This window comes from Serratia sp. GW822-FHT06D09 (assembly GCF_058799515.1).
Genome location: NZ_JBXALO010000020.1, coordinates 8490 through 21290 on the forward strand (window position 1 = coordinate 8490; position 12801 = coordinate 21290).

The window sequence follows — 12801 nt, forward strand, 5'->3', positions numbered from 1 at the left end:
AAGAATGTCTCGTGTTGCAAAAGCACCCGTCGTCATTCCTGCCGGCGTAGAGGTAAAACTCAACGGTCAGGTTATTTCGATTAAGGGTAAGAACGGCGAGCTGACTCGTACTGTCCACGACGCCGTTGAAGTGAAGCAAGAAGCTAACGCACTGACTTTCGCTCCGCGCGAAGGTTTTGCTAACGCCTGGGCCCAAGCGGGTACTACGCGCGCTCTGCTGAACGCAATGGTAGTTGGTGTTACCGAAGGCTTCACCAAGAAGCTTCAACTGGTAGGTGTTGGTTATCGTGCTGCTGTTAAAGGCAACGTGGTGAATTTAGCCTTAGGCTTCTCTCACCCAGTCGATCACCAGCTGCCAGCAGGTATTACTGCTGAATGCCCAAGCCAAACTGAAATCGTGCTGAAAGGCGCTGATAAACAAGTTATTGGCCAGGTTGCTGCAGATCTGCGTGCCTACCGCCGTCCTGAGCCTTACAAAGGCAAGGGTGTCCGTTACGCCGACGAAGTCGTGCGTACCAAAGAGGCTAAGAAGAAGTAAGGTAACACTATGGATAAGAAATCTGCTCGTATCCGTCGTGCGACCCGCGCACGCCGTAAGCTCAAAGAACTGGGTGCAACCCGCCTGGTGGTACATCGTACCCCGCGTCACATTTACGCACAGGTAATTGCTCCAAATGGTTCTGAAGTACTGGTAGCCGCTTCTACTTTAGAAAAAGCTATCACTGAGCAACTGAAGTATTCCGGTAACAAAGACGCAGCAGCTGCCGTAGGTAAAACTCTGGCTGAGCGCGCGTTGGAAAAAGGGATCTCTAAAGTTTCCTTTGACCGTTCCGGTTTCCAATATCATGGTCGAGTCCAGGCACTGGCAGATGCTGCCCGTGAAGCTGGCCTTCAGTTCTAAGGAAGAGGTTTAAGATGGCTCACATCGAAAAACAAGCTGGCGAACTGCAGGAAAAGCTGATCGCGGTAAACCGCGTATCTAAAACCGTAAAAGGTGGCCGTATTTTCAGCTTTACCGCACTGACAGTAGTTGGTGATGGTAACGGTCGCGTTGGTTTTGGCTACGGCAAAGCACGCGAAGTTCCGGCAGCGATCCAGAAAGCGATGGAAAAAGCCCGTCGCAACATGATGAATGTCGCGCTGAACAGCGGCACCCTGCAGCACCCTGTTAAAGGTGCTCATACGGGTTCCCGTGTGTTCATGCAGCCGGCTTCCGAAGGTACCGGTATTATTGCCGGTGGTGCAATGCGCGCCGTCCTGGAAGTCGCTGGGGTGCACAACGTATTGGCTAAAGCTTATGGTTCCACCAACCCGATCAACGTGGTTCGTGCAACTATTGATGCTTTGGCAAATATGAAGTCCCCTGAAATGGTCGCTGCCAAGCGTGGTAAATCCGTTGCAGACATTCTGGGGTAATTGACCATGGCTAAGACTATCAAAGTAACACAAGTTCGCAGCTCCATTGGCCGTCTGCCGAAGCATAAAGCTACACTGCTCGGTCTGGGTCTGCGTCGTATTGGTCACACCGTAGAGCGCGAGGATACTCCTGCTGTACGCGGTATGATCAACCTGGTTTCCTACATGGTTAAAGTTGAGGAGTAACAGATGCGTTTAAATACTCTGTCTCCGGCTGAAGGTGCCAAGCATGCGCCGAAGCGTGTAGGTCGTGGTATTGGTTCTGGCCTGGGTAAAACCGCTGGTCGTGGTCACAAAGGTCAGAACTCACGTTCTGGCGGTGGCGTACGTCGTGGTTTTGAAGGTGGTCAGATGCCTTTATATCGTCGTTTGCCGAAATTCGGCTTCACCTCGCGCAAAGCTATGATCACGGCAGAAGTTCGTCTGTCTGAACTGGCTCTTGTTGAAGGCGACGTAATCGACCTGAACACGCTGAAAGCCGCTAACGTTGTTGGTACCCAGATCGAATTCGCGAAAGTTATGCTTTCTGGCGAAATCGCTCGTCCGGTTACCCTGCGTGGTCTGCGTGTCACCAAAGGCGCTCGTGCTGCTATCGAAGCTGCTGGCGGTAAAATTGAGGAATAAGTAGCAGATGGCTAAGCAACCAGGATTAGATTTTCAAAGTGCTAAAGGCGGGCTCGGCGAGCTGAAGCGCAGACTTTTGTTTGTCATCGGCGCGCTGATTGTCTTCCGTATCGGCTCTTTTATTCCGATTCCTGGTATCGATGCCACTGTGCTTGCCAAATTGCTTGAGCAGCAGAGAGGCACTATCATTGAAATGTTTAACATGTTCTCTGGTGGTGCCCTCAGCCGTGCTTCTATCTTTGCTCTGGGGATCATGCCGTATATTTCGGCATCGATCATTATCCAGCTGTTAACGGTGGTTCATCCAGCGTTAGCAGAAATCAAGAAAGAAGGGGAGGCTGGCCGTCGCAAGATTAGCCAGTACACCCGCTACGGTACGCTGGTGTTGGCCATATTCCAGTCGATCGGTATTGCTACCGGTCTGCCGAATATGCCTGGTATGCAGGGTCTGGTTTTAAACCCAGGCTTTGCATTCTACTTTACTGCTGTAGTGAGTCTGGTTACCGGGACAATGTTCCTGATGTGGCTGGGCGAACAGATTACTGAGCGCGGTATCGGCAACGGTATTTCGATCATTATCTTTGCAGGTATTGTAGCGGGACTTCCGCCGGCAGTGGCCCATACTATTGAGCAAGCCCGGCAAGGCGACCTGCACTTCCTCCTGTTGCTGTTGGTTGCAGTATTAGTGTTTGCAGTAACCTTCTTCGTTGTTTTCATAGAACGTGGTCAACGTCGTATCGTCGTTAACTATGCGAAACGTCAACAAGGTCGTCGTGTTTATGCAGCACAGAGCACACACTTACCGTTGAAAGTGAACATGGCAGGGGTAATCCCGGCAATCTTCGCTTCCAGCATTATTCTGTTCCCGGCCACGATTGCATCATGGTTTGGGGGCGGTACCGGTTGGAACTGGCTGACAACGATTTCGCTGTATTTGCAGCCAGGGCAACCGCTTTATGTGTTACTCTATGCGTCTGCAATCATCTTCTTCTGTTTCTTTTACACGGCGTTGGTTTTCAACCCGCGTGAGACAGCAGATAACCTGAAGAAGTCCGGTGCCTTCGTACCAGGAATTCGTCCGGGAGAGCAAACGGCGAAGTACATCGATAAAGTAATGACGCGTTTAACCCTGGTGGGCGCGATGTACATTACTTTCATCTGCCTGATCCCGGAGTTCATGCGTGATGCAATGAAAGTACCATTCTACTTTGGTGGTACCTCGCTACTGATCGTGGTTGTCGTCATCATGGACTTTATGGCTCAAGTGCAAACTCTGATGATGTCAAGTCAGTACGAGTCTGCATTGAAGAAAGCAAACCTGAAAGGCTATAACCGCTAATCAGGTGCGTTTGAGAAGTTACGGAGAGTAAAAATGAAAGTTCGTGCTTCCGTCAAGAAATTATGTCGTAACTGCAAAATCGTTAAGCGTAACGGTGTCGTTCGTGTGATTTGCAGCGCCGAGCCGAAGCATAAACAGCGTCAAGGCTGATTATCTCGCATATTTTTCTTGCAAAGTTGGGTTGAGCTGGCTAGATTAGCCAGCCAATCTTTTGTATGTAGCTGCAACATTATTTGAGTATCCTGAAAACGGGCTTTTCAGAATGGTGTTGCCGTATAAAATAGTAGGAGTGCATAGTGGCCCGTATAGCAGGCATTAACATTCCTGATCATAAACATACCGTAATCGCCTTAACGTCGATCTTCGGAATCGGTAAAACCCGCTCACAGTCTATCTGTGCAGCTACGGGTATTGCTGAACATGTTAAGATCAGTGAGCTGTCTGAAGAGCAAATTGAACAGCTGCGTGAAGCAGTCGCCAAATTCACTGTAGAAGGTGATTTGCGTCGTGAAGTTACCCTGAGCATCAAGCGTCTGATGGATCTTGGTACATACCGTGGTTTGCGTCATCGTCGTGGTCTGCCAGTTCGCGGTCAGCGTACGAAGACCAACGCACGTACCCGTAAGGGTCCGCGTAAACCGATCAAGAAATAATCAGGGTGATTGAATAATGGCAAAGGCACCTGTTCGTACACGTAAGCGTGTAAGAAAGCAAGTCTCTGACGGCGTGGCTCATGTCCATGCTTCTTTCAACAACACCATTGTGACTATTACCGATCGTCAGGGTAACGCATTGGGTTGGGCAACTGCCGGTGGTTCTGGTTTCCGTGGTTCTCGTAAGTCAACTCCGTTTGCAGCTCAGGTTGCAGCCGAGCGTTGTGCTGACGCAGTAAAAGAATACGGTATCAAGAACCTGGAAGTTATGGTTAAGGGACCGGGTCCGGGTCGCGAATCAACTATTCGTGCACTGAACGCCGCAGGTTTCCGCATCACTAACATTACTGATGTGACTCCTATCCCTCACAACGGTTGTCGTCCGCCGAAAAAGCGTCGCGTATAACGCTGCTTTTAGGTTAGTTGGAGAAAGAAAATGGCAAGATATTTGGGTCCTAAGCTCAAGCTTAGCCGCCGTGAGGGCACAGACTTGTTCCTGAAGTCTGGCGTTCGCGCGATCGATACCAAGTGTAAAATTGAGCAACCGCCTGGTCAACACGGTGCGCGTAAACCGCGTCTGTCTGACTATGGTGTACAGTTACGTGAGAAGCAAAAAGTTCGCCGTATGTACGGTGTTCTGGAGCGTCAATTCCGTAACTATTACAAAGAAGCAGCACGCCTGAAGGGCAACACCGGTGCAAACCTGTTGCAACTGCTGGAAGGTCGTCTGGACAACGTTGTTTACCGTATGGGCTTCGGCGCTACTCGTGCAGAGTCACGTCAGTTGGTTAGCCACAAAGCAATTATGGTAAATGGTCGCGTTGTTAACATCGCTTCTTATCAGGTATCTCCGAATGACGTAGTCAGCATCCGCGAGAAAGCTAAAAAGCAATCTCGTGTTAAAGCTTCTCTGGAGCTGGCTGAGCAGCGTGAAAAGCCGACTTGGCTTGAAGTTGATGCTGCTAAGATGGAAGGCGTGTTCAAGCGTATGCCTGAACGTACCGATCTGTCTGCGGACATTAACGAACACCTGATCGTCGAGCTTTACTCCAAGTAAGGCTTAGTACCAAAGAGAGGACACAATGCAGGGTTCTGTGACAGAGTTTCTAAAACCGCGCCTGGTAGATATCGAGCAAGTCAGTTCGACGCACGCCAAGGTGACCCTTGAGCCTTTAGAGCGTGGCTTTGGCCATACTCTTGGCAACGCACTGCGCCGTATTCTGCTTTCATCTATGCCGGGTTGCGCGGTGACCGAGGTTGAGATTGATGGTGTACTGCACGAGTACAGCACCAAAGAAGGCGTACAGGAAGATATCCTGGAGATCCTGCTCAACCTGAAAGGGCTGGCGGTGAGAGTTCAAGGCAAAGATGAAGTTATTCTTACCCTGAATAAATCTGGCATTGGCCCTGTGACCGCTGCCGACATTACCCATGATGGTGATGTCGAAATCGTCAAGCCTCAGCACGTGATCTGCCACCTGACCGATGAAAACGCTGCTATCAGCATGCGTATCAAAGTTCAACGTGGTCGTGGTTATGTGCCGGCTTCTGCCCGAATTCATTCGGAAGAAGATGAGCGCCCGATCGGTCGTCTGTTGGTTGACGCATGCTATAGCCCTGTAGAGCGTATTGCCTACAATGTTGAAGCAGCGCGTGTAGAACAGCGTACTGACCTGGACAAGCTGGTAATCGAAATGGAAACCAATGGCACGATCGATCCTGAAGAGGCGATCCGCCGTGCGGCAACCATCCTGGCCGAACAACTTGAAGCCTTCGTTGACTTGCGTGATGTACGTCAACCGGAAGTTAAAGAAGAAAAACCAGAGTTCGATCCGATCCTGCTGCGCCCTGTTGACGATCTGGAATTGACTGTCCGCTCTGCTAACTGCCTTAAGGCAGAAGCTATCCACTACATCGGTGATCTGGTACAGCGTACCGAGGTTGAGTTGCTGAAAACGCCGAACCTGGGTAAAAAATCTCTTACTGAGATTAAAGACGTGCTGGCCTCCCGTGGACTTTCTCTGGGCATGCGCCTGGAAAATTGGCCACCGGCAAGCATTGCTGACGAGTAACCGGATCACAGGTTAAGGTTTTACTGAGAAGGATAAGGTCATGCGCCATCGTAAGAGTGGTCGTCAACTGAACCGTAACAGCAGCCATCGCCAGGCTATGTTCCGTAACATGGCCGGCTCTTTGGTTCGTCATGAGATCATCAAGACGACCTTGCCAAAAGCGAAAGAGCTGCGTCGCGTTGTTGAGCCGCTGATTACTCTTGCCAAGACCGACAGCGTAGCTAATCGTCGTCTGGCATTCGCCCGTACTCGTGATAACGAGATCGTGGCAAAACTGTTTAACGAGCTGGGCCCGCGTTTCGCGAGCCGTGCCGGTGGTTACACTCGCATTCTGAAGTGTGGCTTCCGCGCAGGCGACAACGCGCCGATGGCATACATCGAGCTGGTTGATCGTGCTGAGTCTCAAGCAGAAGTAGCAACTGCAGAGTAATCTGTAGACGCGTAAAAAAACCGGGCTTGCCCGGTTTTTTTACGTCCATAATCAGCCAAACGTGCGTTCTTTCCCCGCCAGGCTTAAGATCCCCCTCCCTATCCGCTATGCTAACGCTATTCATTAGTCAGTTGAGAGAGTATGTTATGTGGCTACTTGATCAGTGGGCGGAGCGCCATATTCTTGATGCGCAGGCGAAAGGTGAGTTAGATAACTTGCCCGGCCAGGGGCAGCCTCTAGAGTTGGATGATGACAGTGCCGTGCCCGCTGAATTGCGAACAGGTTTTCGCCTGCTAAAAAATGCTGGCTATCTACCTGCTGAGCTCGAAGATCGTAAAGAGGCTTTGAACATTGCCCGTTTGCTACAGGGAATTGATAGCGAACATCCAGACTATGCCGAACTTGGCAAGCGGATGGCCCTGTTGGAACATCGTCTTCGTCAGGCTGGAATGAGCACAGATTTTTTACACGGTGAATATCAGAGAGCATTGAGCAGCAAATTTTTGCCGGAGGAAGAGTGATGTTTAAGATAGGGCAACTGGCAAAACTTGCCGATGTGACGCCGGATACCGTGCGTTATTACGAGAAGCAGGGAATGATGGATCATAACATTCGTACCGAAGGGGGCTATCGCTTGTACAGCGATCAAGACCTGCAGCGGTTGCGCTTTATCCGTTATGCCAAGCAGCTCGGTTTTACGCTGGAAACCATTGCTGAACTGCTGTCGATCCGTGTCGATCCTGAGCATCATACCTGTCAGGAATCGAAGTCGATCGTCGATGCGCGTCTGAGCGAAGTCGAGAACAAGCTTAAGGAATTAACGCGGATGCGTGAGTCGCTAAAGCGCCTTAGTGATGCCTGCTGCGGAAGCGCGCATACCAGCAACTATTGCTCGATTCTGGAAGCGCTGGAACAGGGCGCCAGCGATGAAAAAGTGAAAAAAGGTGCCTGACAGGCTTGCTGGCCCTTTAATTTTTATACTGCTGGCAGTATTATCTTCTCGTTTTATAACCATAGACAAATAAGGTGAATTACCATGACTCAATACCGACATACTAAAGGTAAGATCCAGGACAATGCCATTGAGGCACTGTTGCATGATCCACTATTTCGCCAACGGGTAGAGAAAAATACCAAAGGGAAAGGCAGCTACCGGCGTAAAGACAAACACGCAAAAGGCGGTAATTGGGAGGCCAGTGGCAAACTATCAAATGATAATTTACCACTGGCCTTCTGGTTTTAAGGCATTAAAAAAGCCATCTGATTTAGATGGCTTTTTATTAGCGCAGGATTAACTGATTTACAGTTTTGGTTGCTGCTGATGACTGAGTAAATCGCGAATTTCAGTCAGAAGCTTCTCTTCTGCAGTTGGCACAGGTGGTGCGGCTGGCGCTTCTTCCTGTTTGCGACGTACTTTGTTCATTAACTTAATTGCCAGGAAAATAGCAAAGGCAACAATAACAAAATCAAAAACGGTTTGAATGAATGAACCGTAGTTCATCACTACTGCAGGCACTGCGCCCTGAGCTTCGCGTAACACCAGGTGGAACTGTTTGAAGTCAACGCCGCCGATCAGTAAACCCAGCGGTGGCATGATGATATCTGCAACGAAAGACGATACGATCTTGCCGAATGCTGCACCGATAATCACACCGACTGCCAAATCAACCACGTTGCCACGCATGGCAAACTCACGAAACTCTTTCATCATACTCATAGAACGCACCCCTTGCAGAATTAATAACTCAAGTTTAACAAAGCAATTTCCCTTTGCCACAATAAGCAGAGAAAAGTTTTTATCTCTTCTTACCCACGGCAACGAATATCAACCTGATTATAGACCATGGGACAATTAATTCGTTCTACAGGAAGAACGGACTTGGTTGGAACAAACGTTCAACGTCAGGAACGAACTTTTTATCGGTAATAAACATAATGACGTGATCGCCCTGTTCGATTTTGCTGCTGCCGTTGGCGATAATTACGTCATCACCGCGGACAATGGCGCCAATGGTCGTGCCCGGCGGTAATTTAATATCTTCAACGATACGCCCAACTACTTTTGAGGTGCTCTCGTCACCGTGTGCAATAGCTTCAATGGCCTCTGCCACGCCGCGCCGTAGCGATGAAACACTGACGATATCTGCTTTACGTACGTGGCCCAGCAACGCTGAGATCGTGGCTTGCTGAGGGGAAATGGCAATGTCGATGACGCTGCCCTGCACCAGGTCAACGTAGGCACGACGCTGAATTAACACCATCACCTTTTTGGCACCCATACGTTTGGCGAGCATGGCAGACATGATGTTGGCTTCGTCATCATTGGTGATAGCGATAAAAACATCTACCTGATCAACATGTTCTTCCGCCAATAACTCCTGGTCAGAGGCATCGCCATAGAACACGATGGTGTCATGCAGCTGTTCGGCCAGCTCCGTGGCGCGTTGCTGATTACGTTCGATCAGCTTCACGTTGTAGGATTTCTCCAAGCGCTGCGCCAGGCCAGCACCGACGTTACCGCCGCCGACAATCATGATGCGTTTATAAGGTTTTTCCAGCCGTTGTAGCTCACTCATTACCGCACGGATATGCTGTGAAGCCGCAACAAAGAACACTTCGTCTCCGGCTTCGATAATTGTAGAGCCCTGTGGGCGGATCGGCCGATCCTGACGGAATATAGCGGCAACGCGGGTATCGATATGCGGCATATGCTCACGCATAGAAGACAGGGCATTACCCACCAACGGGCCGCCGTAATAGGCTTTTACTGCAGCGATGCTGACTTTGCCTTCTGCAAAGTTCACCACCTGTAATGCTCCAGGGTATTCAATTAATTTATAGATGTAATCGATAACCAGCTGTTCAGGCGAGATCAAATGGTCGATGGGCACCGCTTCAGGTTGAAACAGTTTCTCTGATTCGCGGATATATTCAGGCGCGCGGATACGGGCGATTCGGTTCGGCGTATTAAACAGCGAATAGGCAATCTGACAGGCAATCATGTTGGTTTCGTCAGAGTTAGTGACCGCAACCAGCATGTCGGCATCTTCTGCGCCTGCTTCTCGCAGTACGCGTGGATGGGAACCGTAGCCCTGAACAACTCGCAGGTCGAACTTATCCTGCAGCTGACGCAGACGGCCAGAGTCGGTATCCACGACGGTAATGTCGTTGTTTTCGCCCACCAGGTTTTCCGCCAGTGTTCCACCAACCTGACCGGCACCAAGAATAATTATTTTCATTCGCTTCTCTGCTTCACACTGAAACCGCTGAAGGTTTTCTGAAAGGGCGCAACAGCCGCGCCCTGAATACTGACTAACTACATTTTAATCAGCTTAGCGTAAAAGAAGCCATCTCCATCCTCCGGATGGGGAAGATTCTGTCGGCCAGGCTGCTGTTCATCGCCGGTTTCAACCAGACGGGCTTCGGGATGGCGCTGGAGGAAGGCGGTAATCTGCTCCGCGTTCTCTGCCGGCAAAATTGAGCAGGTAGCGTATACCATCACACCGCCCTTTTTGAGATGTGGCCAAATGGCTTCGATAATCTCGGCCTGCAGCGTAGCCAGTTCAGCGATGTCACTATCGCGACGCAACCATTTGATATCCGGATGACGGCGGATCACACCCGTGGCAGAGCACGGTGCATCCAGCAAAATGCGATCGAATTGCTTATCACCACACCAGTCTTGCGGTGTACGTCCATCGCCTTGCTTGACCTCGGCGTGTAAACGCAGGCGTTGCAGGTTTTCTTTGACTCGACTCAGGCGTTGCTCATCGATATCGACCGCCATGACATGAGCTTTGGGCGCAGCTTCCAGAATATGCGTGGTTTTGCCGCCGGGAGCCGCACACAGATCGAGGATCTGTTCTCCGTCTTGCGGATCCAGCAGATCGACACAACCCTGAGCGGAAGCATCCTGCACGGTAACCCAGCCGTCGGCAAATCCCGGCAGGTCGGTAACGGCGCATGGCGCCAGCAGGCGTATTGCATCGCGATATTCGGTATGGGGTTCGGCTGCAATACCCGCCTGCGCCATCAGCTGCAAATAATCTTCACGGGTGTGATGAAGTCGGCTGACACGCAGCCACATCGGGGGCTTCTGATTATTGGCATCGACGATTTGTTCCCACTGCGCGGGGTAGGCTTGCTGGATACGTTTCAAAAGCCAGCTTGGATGCAGATAGCGGCTGTCATTATTGGCGGCGCGTTGCAGCAACTCTTCCTGCTGTCGTTGGAACTGGCGCAATACACCGTTGATTAGCCCTTTAAGCTGCGGCCGTTTCAGCGCGACGGCGCCTTCTACCGTTTCCGCCAGCACTGCATGAGCTGGGATGCGGGTATACAGCAGTTGGTAGAGGCCGACCATCAGCAGATAGTGCAGCGTGCGCTGTTTGCCGGTCATTGGCTTGGCCATCAATTGCTGAATACACCATTCCAACTGTGGCAGCACGCGCAGGGTGCCGAAGCATAACTCCTGCAGCAGAGCGCGGTCTTTGTCAGAAATGGATTTTTGCAGTGGCGGCAAGACAGTACTGAGAGACTGGCCCTGATCCAGCACCTGGCCGATGGCTTTGGCTGCGATGCTTCGGAGATTGTAGTTGTTTTTCATAGGCTAAAGCGGGTAGCGATCGGCATTAAGAAAGAAACAGCCCGGCGATTATCGGCCGGGCAGTGAGGGCGGCTTATAACCGGTTACCCGGTGTAAACCATTCACGACGTGAGTTCAGCAGATCCTGTGCCGACATGGGTTTTTTGCCCGCGGGCTGCAGCTGAGTCAGGTTAAGGATACCCTCGGCGGTAGCAACCTGGATGCCGTGTTTGTCGGCATGAACGATGGTGCCGGGTTCCGCATTGGCGTTTTGTTCCAACACCGTGGCTTGCCACACTTTTACCGGCTGATCGTCAATGGTGAAATAGCTGACTGGCCACGGGTTAAAGGCGCGGATGCAGCGTTCTAGCTGCACGGCTGACAAGCTCCAGTCGAGGCGAGCTTCTTCTTTGCTCAGCTTCTCGGCGTAGGTGACCAGCGACTCATCCTGCACTTCACGTTTGGCAGAACCTTCAGCCATTTGCTGCAGCGTGGTCAACATGCCCTGCGGGCCGAGCTGCGCCAGTTTGTCATACAGACTGGCACTGGTGTCATCGGCTTCAATCGGGCAGGCGATTTTGTACATCATATCGCCGGTGTCAAGACCTACGTCCATTTGCATGATGGTGACGCCAGTTTCGTTATCGCCGGCCCAGAGTGAACGCTGGATCGGCGCGGCGCCACGCCAGCGTGGCAGCAGGGAACCGTGGACGTTGATGCAGCCAAGTCGCGGCATATCCAGCACCGCTTTCGGCAAGATCAGCCCATAAGCCACGACGACCATCACATCGGCGTTGAGATCGGCCACCAGGTGCTGGTTTTCTTCCGGGCGCAGTGATTTTGGCTGAAATACCGGTAATTGATGCTGCTCGGCCAAAACCTTGACCGGGCTTGGCGTCAGCTTGTTACCGCGGCCGGCGGGGCGGTCAGGCTGGGTGAAAACCCCGACAATCTGGTGCCCAGATGACAACAGCGCGTCAAGGTGACGCGCTGCGAAGTCTGGAGTTCCGGCGAAAATAATCCGTAAAGAGTCAGACACGTTGATTTCCTGATCGGTTAGGCGCGCGCGTTAAACTTGGCCAGTTTTTCCAGTTTCTGGCGGATACGCTGGCGCTTGAGTGGCGACAGGTAATCGACGAACAGTTTGCCAACCAGGTGATCCATCTCGTGCTGAATACAGATGGCCAGCAGATCGTCGGCTTCCAGCTCAAAAGGCTTGCCGTCGCGATCCAGCGCTCTGATTTTCACGTTAGCGGCGCGCGGAACTAAAGCACGCTGCTCAGGAATGGAAAGGCAACCTTCCTCGATCCCGGTTTCGCCGCTTTTTTCCAGCAGCTCCGGGTTGATCAGCACCAGGCGCTGATCGCGGTTTTCAGAAACGTCAATGACGATAATGCGCTGATGGATATCCACCTGTGTCGCAGCCAGGCCAATGCCTTCCTCTGCGTACATGGTTTCAAACATATCATCCACGATGCGCTGGATATTCGCATTGACTTCTTTTACCGGGGCCGCAACTTTGCGCAGCCGGTCGTCTGGGTAATGTAATACCTGCAATACTGACATATATCTTGAGATCTGTATCCGAGTGATAAACGAGGTTTAGCTTCTATTCTAGACATTTCCCGGCCTGATTGACAGCATTGCGCACCAATTGCTCGAATTGGTAATACCACCATTTT

Annotated in this window: 20 protein-coding genes; 15 read left to right on the forward strand and 5 right to left on the reverse strand. The window is 51.3% G+C overall.

The genetic code is table 11. The features are described from left to right. Nucleotides 1-4 precede the first annotated feature (4 nt). The 15 genes from rplF to AC1RKG_RS24525 all read left to right on the forward strand — a co-directional run bounded on the left by rplF (nt 5) and on the right by AC1RKG_RS24525 (nt 7777). Nucleotides 5-538, forward strand: a complete 534-nt coding sequence (gene rplF, locus AC1RKG_RS24455; protein ID WP_020837235.1) for a 50S ribosomal protein L6 — start codon at nt 5-7, stop codon at nt 536-538. A 9-nt stretch (nt 539-547) separates the two neighbouring features. Then, nucleotides 548-901, forward strand: a complete 354-nt coding sequence (gene rplR / locus AC1RKG_RS24460) for a 50S ribosomal protein L18 (RefSeq protein WP_020837234.1) — start codon at nt 548-550, stop codon at nt 899-901. A 14-nt stretch (nt 902-915) separates the two neighbouring features. Further along, the gene (gene rpsE, locus AC1RKG_RS24465) at nt 916-1416 is read left to right on the forward strand and encodes a 30S ribosomal protein S5 (RefSeq protein ID WP_004956164.1); all 501 of its coding nucleotides are present in this window, start codon (nt 916-918) and stop codon (nt 1414-1416) included. Between the two features lie 6 nt (nt 1417-1422). Further along, on the forward strand, nt 1423-1602 hold the full coding sequence (gene rpmD, locus AC1RKG_RS24470; protein ID WP_004956161.1) for a 50S ribosomal protein L30: 180 nt from the start codon (nt 1423-1425) through the stop codon (nt 1600-1602). 3 nt (nt 1603-1605) lie between these two features. Then, entirely contained in the window at nt 1606-2040 is a 435-nt protein-coding gene (gene rplO, locus AC1RKG_RS24475) for a 50S ribosomal protein L15 (RefSeq protein WP_020837232.1), read from the forward strand. A gap of 7 nt (nt 2041-2047) precedes the next feature. Next, nucleotides 2048-3379, forward strand: coding sequence for a preprotein translocase subunit SecY (secY, locus tag AC1RKG_RS24480; protein WP_004929740.1), 1332 nt, complete (start codon nt 2048-2050; stop codon nt 3377-3379). 33 nt (nt 3380-3412) lie between these two features. Next, nucleotides 3413-3529, forward strand: coding sequence for a 50S ribosomal protein L36 (gene rpmJ / locus AC1RKG_RS24485; RefSeq protein WP_002227352.1), 117 nt, complete (start codon nt 3413-3415; stop codon nt 3527-3529). A 146-nt stretch (nt 3530-3675) separates the two neighbouring features. Then, complete coding sequence (gene rpsM / locus AC1RKG_RS24490; protein WP_020837231.1) at nt 3676-4032, forward strand: 30S ribosomal protein S13; 357 nt, start codon at nt 3676-3678, stop codon at nt 4030-4032. Between the two features lie 16 nt (nt 4033-4048). Further along, entirely contained in the window at nt 4049-4438 is a 390-nt protein-coding gene (gene rpsK, locus AC1RKG_RS24495; protein ID WP_004951128.1) for a 30S ribosomal protein S11, read from the forward strand. A gap of 30 nt (nt 4439-4468) precedes the next feature. After that, the gene (rpsD, locus tag AC1RKG_RS24500; protein WP_004951125.1) at nt 4469-5089 is read left to right on the forward strand and encodes a 30S ribosomal protein S4; all 621 of its coding nucleotides are present in this window, start codon (nt 4469-4471) and stop codon (nt 5087-5089) included. Nucleotides 5090-5114: 25 nt separating this feature from the next. Further along, nucleotides 5115-6104: a DNA-directed RNA polymerase subunit alpha gene (locus AC1RKG_RS24505; RefSeq protein WP_002919219.1), complete on the forward strand. Its 990-nt coding sequence runs from the start codon at nt 5115-5117 to the stop codon at nt 6102-6104. 40 nt (nt 6105-6144) lie between these two features. Continuing rightward, the gene (rplQ, locus tag AC1RKG_RS24510) at nt 6145-6534 is read left to right on the forward strand and encodes a 50S ribosomal protein L17 (RefSeq protein WP_004929726.1); all 390 of its coding nucleotides are present in this window, start codon (nt 6145-6147) and stop codon (nt 6532-6534) included. A 146-nt stretch (nt 6535-6680) separates the two neighbouring features. Further along, nucleotides 6681-7055 carry a DnaJ family domain-containing protein gene (locus tag AC1RKG_RS24515; RefSeq protein ID WP_149574118.1) on the forward strand — a complete coding sequence of 125 codons (375 nt, stop codon included), beginning with the start codon at nt 6681-6683 and terminating at the stop codon, nt 7053-7055. Beyond that, on the forward strand, nt 7055-7486 hold the full coding sequence (gene zntR / locus AC1RKG_RS24520; protein ID WP_020837229.1) for a Zn(2+)-responsive transcriptional regulator: 432 nt from the start codon (nt 7055-7057) through the stop codon (nt 7484-7486). Before AC1RKG_RS24515 ends, zntR begins: the two co-directional genes overlap by 1 nt. An 84-nt stretch (nt 7487-7570) precedes the next feature. Next, nucleotides 7571-7777 carry an alternative ribosome-rescue factor A gene (locus AC1RKG_RS24525; protein WP_020837228.1) on the forward strand — a complete coding sequence of 69 codons (207 nt, stop codon included), beginning with the start codon at nt 7571-7573 and terminating at the stop codon, nt 7775-7777. A 57-nt stretch (nt 7778-7834) separates the two neighbouring features. Here AC1RKG_RS24525 and mscL read toward each other — a convergent pair whose 3' ends face one another. The 5 genes from mscL to def all read right to left on the reverse strand — a co-directional run bounded on the left by mscL (nt 7835) and on the right by def (nt 12685). Next, a complete protein-coding gene (gene mscL / locus AC1RKG_RS24530) occupies nt 7835-8251 on the reverse strand; it encodes a large-conductance mechanosensitive channel protein MscL (protein ID WP_020837227.1) in 417 nt (138 codons plus the stop codon). 145 nt (nt 8252-8396) lie between these two features. After that, nucleotides 8397-9773 (reverse strand): Trk system potassium transporter TrkA, encoded by a 1377-nt coding sequence (gene trkA / locus AC1RKG_RS24535; protein WP_020837226.1) that lies wholly within the window; start codon nt 9771-9773, stop codon nt 8397-8399. A 77-nt stretch (nt 9774-9850) separates the two neighbouring features. Continuing rightward, complete coding sequence (gene rsmB / locus AC1RKG_RS24540) at nt 9851-11140, reverse strand: 16S rRNA (cytosine(967)-C(5))-methyltransferase RsmB (RefSeq protein ID WP_020837225.1); 1290 nt, start codon at nt 11138-11140, stop codon at nt 9851-9853. 73 nt (nt 11141-11213) lie between these two features. Next, a complete protein-coding gene (gene fmt / locus AC1RKG_RS24545; RefSeq protein ID WP_048761140.1) occupies nt 11214-12158 on the reverse strand; it encodes a methionyl-tRNA formyltransferase in 945 nt (314 codons plus the stop codon). A gap of 17 nt (nt 12159-12175) precedes the next feature. Further along, entirely contained in the window at nt 12176-12685 is a 510-nt protein-coding gene (gene def, locus AC1RKG_RS24550) for a peptide deformylase (protein ID WP_020837223.1), read from the reverse strand. Nucleotides 12686-12801 lie beyond the last annotated feature (116 nt).

Excerpts from the sequence above, each read along its gene's own strand:
- rplF (WP_020837235.1), top strand. The coding sequence starts at position 5 with ATGTCTCGTGTTGCAAAAGCACCCGTCGTCATTCCTGCCGGCGTAGAG.
- rplR (WP_020837234.1), top strand. The coding sequence starts at position 548 with ATGGATAAGAAATCTGCTCGTATCCGTCGTGCGACCCGCGCACGCCGT.
- rpsE (WP_004956164.1), top strand. The coding sequence starts at position 916 with ATGGCTCACATCGAAAAACAAGCTGGCGAACTGCAGGAAAAGCTGATC.
- rpmD (WP_004956161.1), top strand. The coding sequence starts at position 1,423 with ATGGCTAAGACTATCAAAGTAACACAAGTTCGCAGCTCCATTGGCCGT.
- rplO (WP_020837232.1), top strand. The coding sequence starts at position 1,606 with ATGCGTTTAAATACTCTGTCTCCGGCTGAAGGTGCCAAGCATGCGCCG.
- secY (WP_004929740.1), top strand. The coding sequence starts at position 2,048 with ATGGCTAAGCAACCAGGATTAGATTTTCAAAGTGCTAAAGGCGGGCTC.
- rpmJ (WP_002227352.1), top strand. The coding sequence starts at position 3,413 with ATGAAAGTTCGTGCTTCCGTCAAGAAATTATGTCGTAACTGCAAAATC.
- rpsK (WP_004951128.1), top strand. The coding sequence starts at position 4,049 with ATGGCAAAGGCACCTGTTCGTACACGTAAGCGTGTAAGAAAGCAAGTC.
- rpsD (WP_004951125.1), top strand. The coding sequence starts at position 4,469 with ATGGCAAGATATTTGGGTCCTAAGCTCAAGCTTAGCCGCCGTGAGGGC.
- AC1RKG_RS24505 (WP_002919219.1), top strand. The coding sequence starts at position 5,115 with ATGCAGGGTTCTGTGACAGAGTTTCTAAAACCGCGCCTGGTAGATATC.
- rplQ (WP_004929726.1), top strand. The coding sequence starts at position 6,145 with ATGCGCCATCGTAAGAGTGGTCGTCAACTGAACCGTAACAGCAGCCAT.
- AC1RKG_RS24515 (WP_149574118.1), top strand. The coding sequence starts at position 6,681 with ATGTGGCTACTTGATCAGTGGGCGGAGCGCCATATTCTTGATGCGCAG.
- zntR (WP_020837229.1), top strand. The coding sequence starts at position 7,055 with ATGTTTAAGATAGGGCAACTGGCAAAACTTGCCGATGTGACGCCGGAT.
- AC1RKG_RS24525 (WP_020837228.1), top strand. The coding sequence starts at position 7,571 with ATGACTCAATACCGACATACTAAAGGTAAGATCCAGGACAATGCCATT.
- mscL (WP_020837227.1), bottom strand. The coding sequence starts at position 8,251 with ATGAGTATGATGAAAGAGTTTCGTGAGTTTGCCATGCGTGGCAACGTG.
- trkA (WP_020837226.1), bottom strand. The coding sequence starts at position 9,773 with ATGAAAATAATTATTCTTGGTGCCGGTCAGGTTGGTGGAACACTGGCG.
- rsmB (WP_020837225.1), bottom strand. The coding sequence starts at position 11,140 with ATGAAAAACAACTACAATCTCCGAAGCATCGCAGCCAAAGCCATCGGC.
- def (WP_020837223.1), bottom strand. The coding sequence starts at position 12,685 with ATGTCAGTATTGCAGGTATTACATTACCCAGACGACCGGCTGCGCAAA.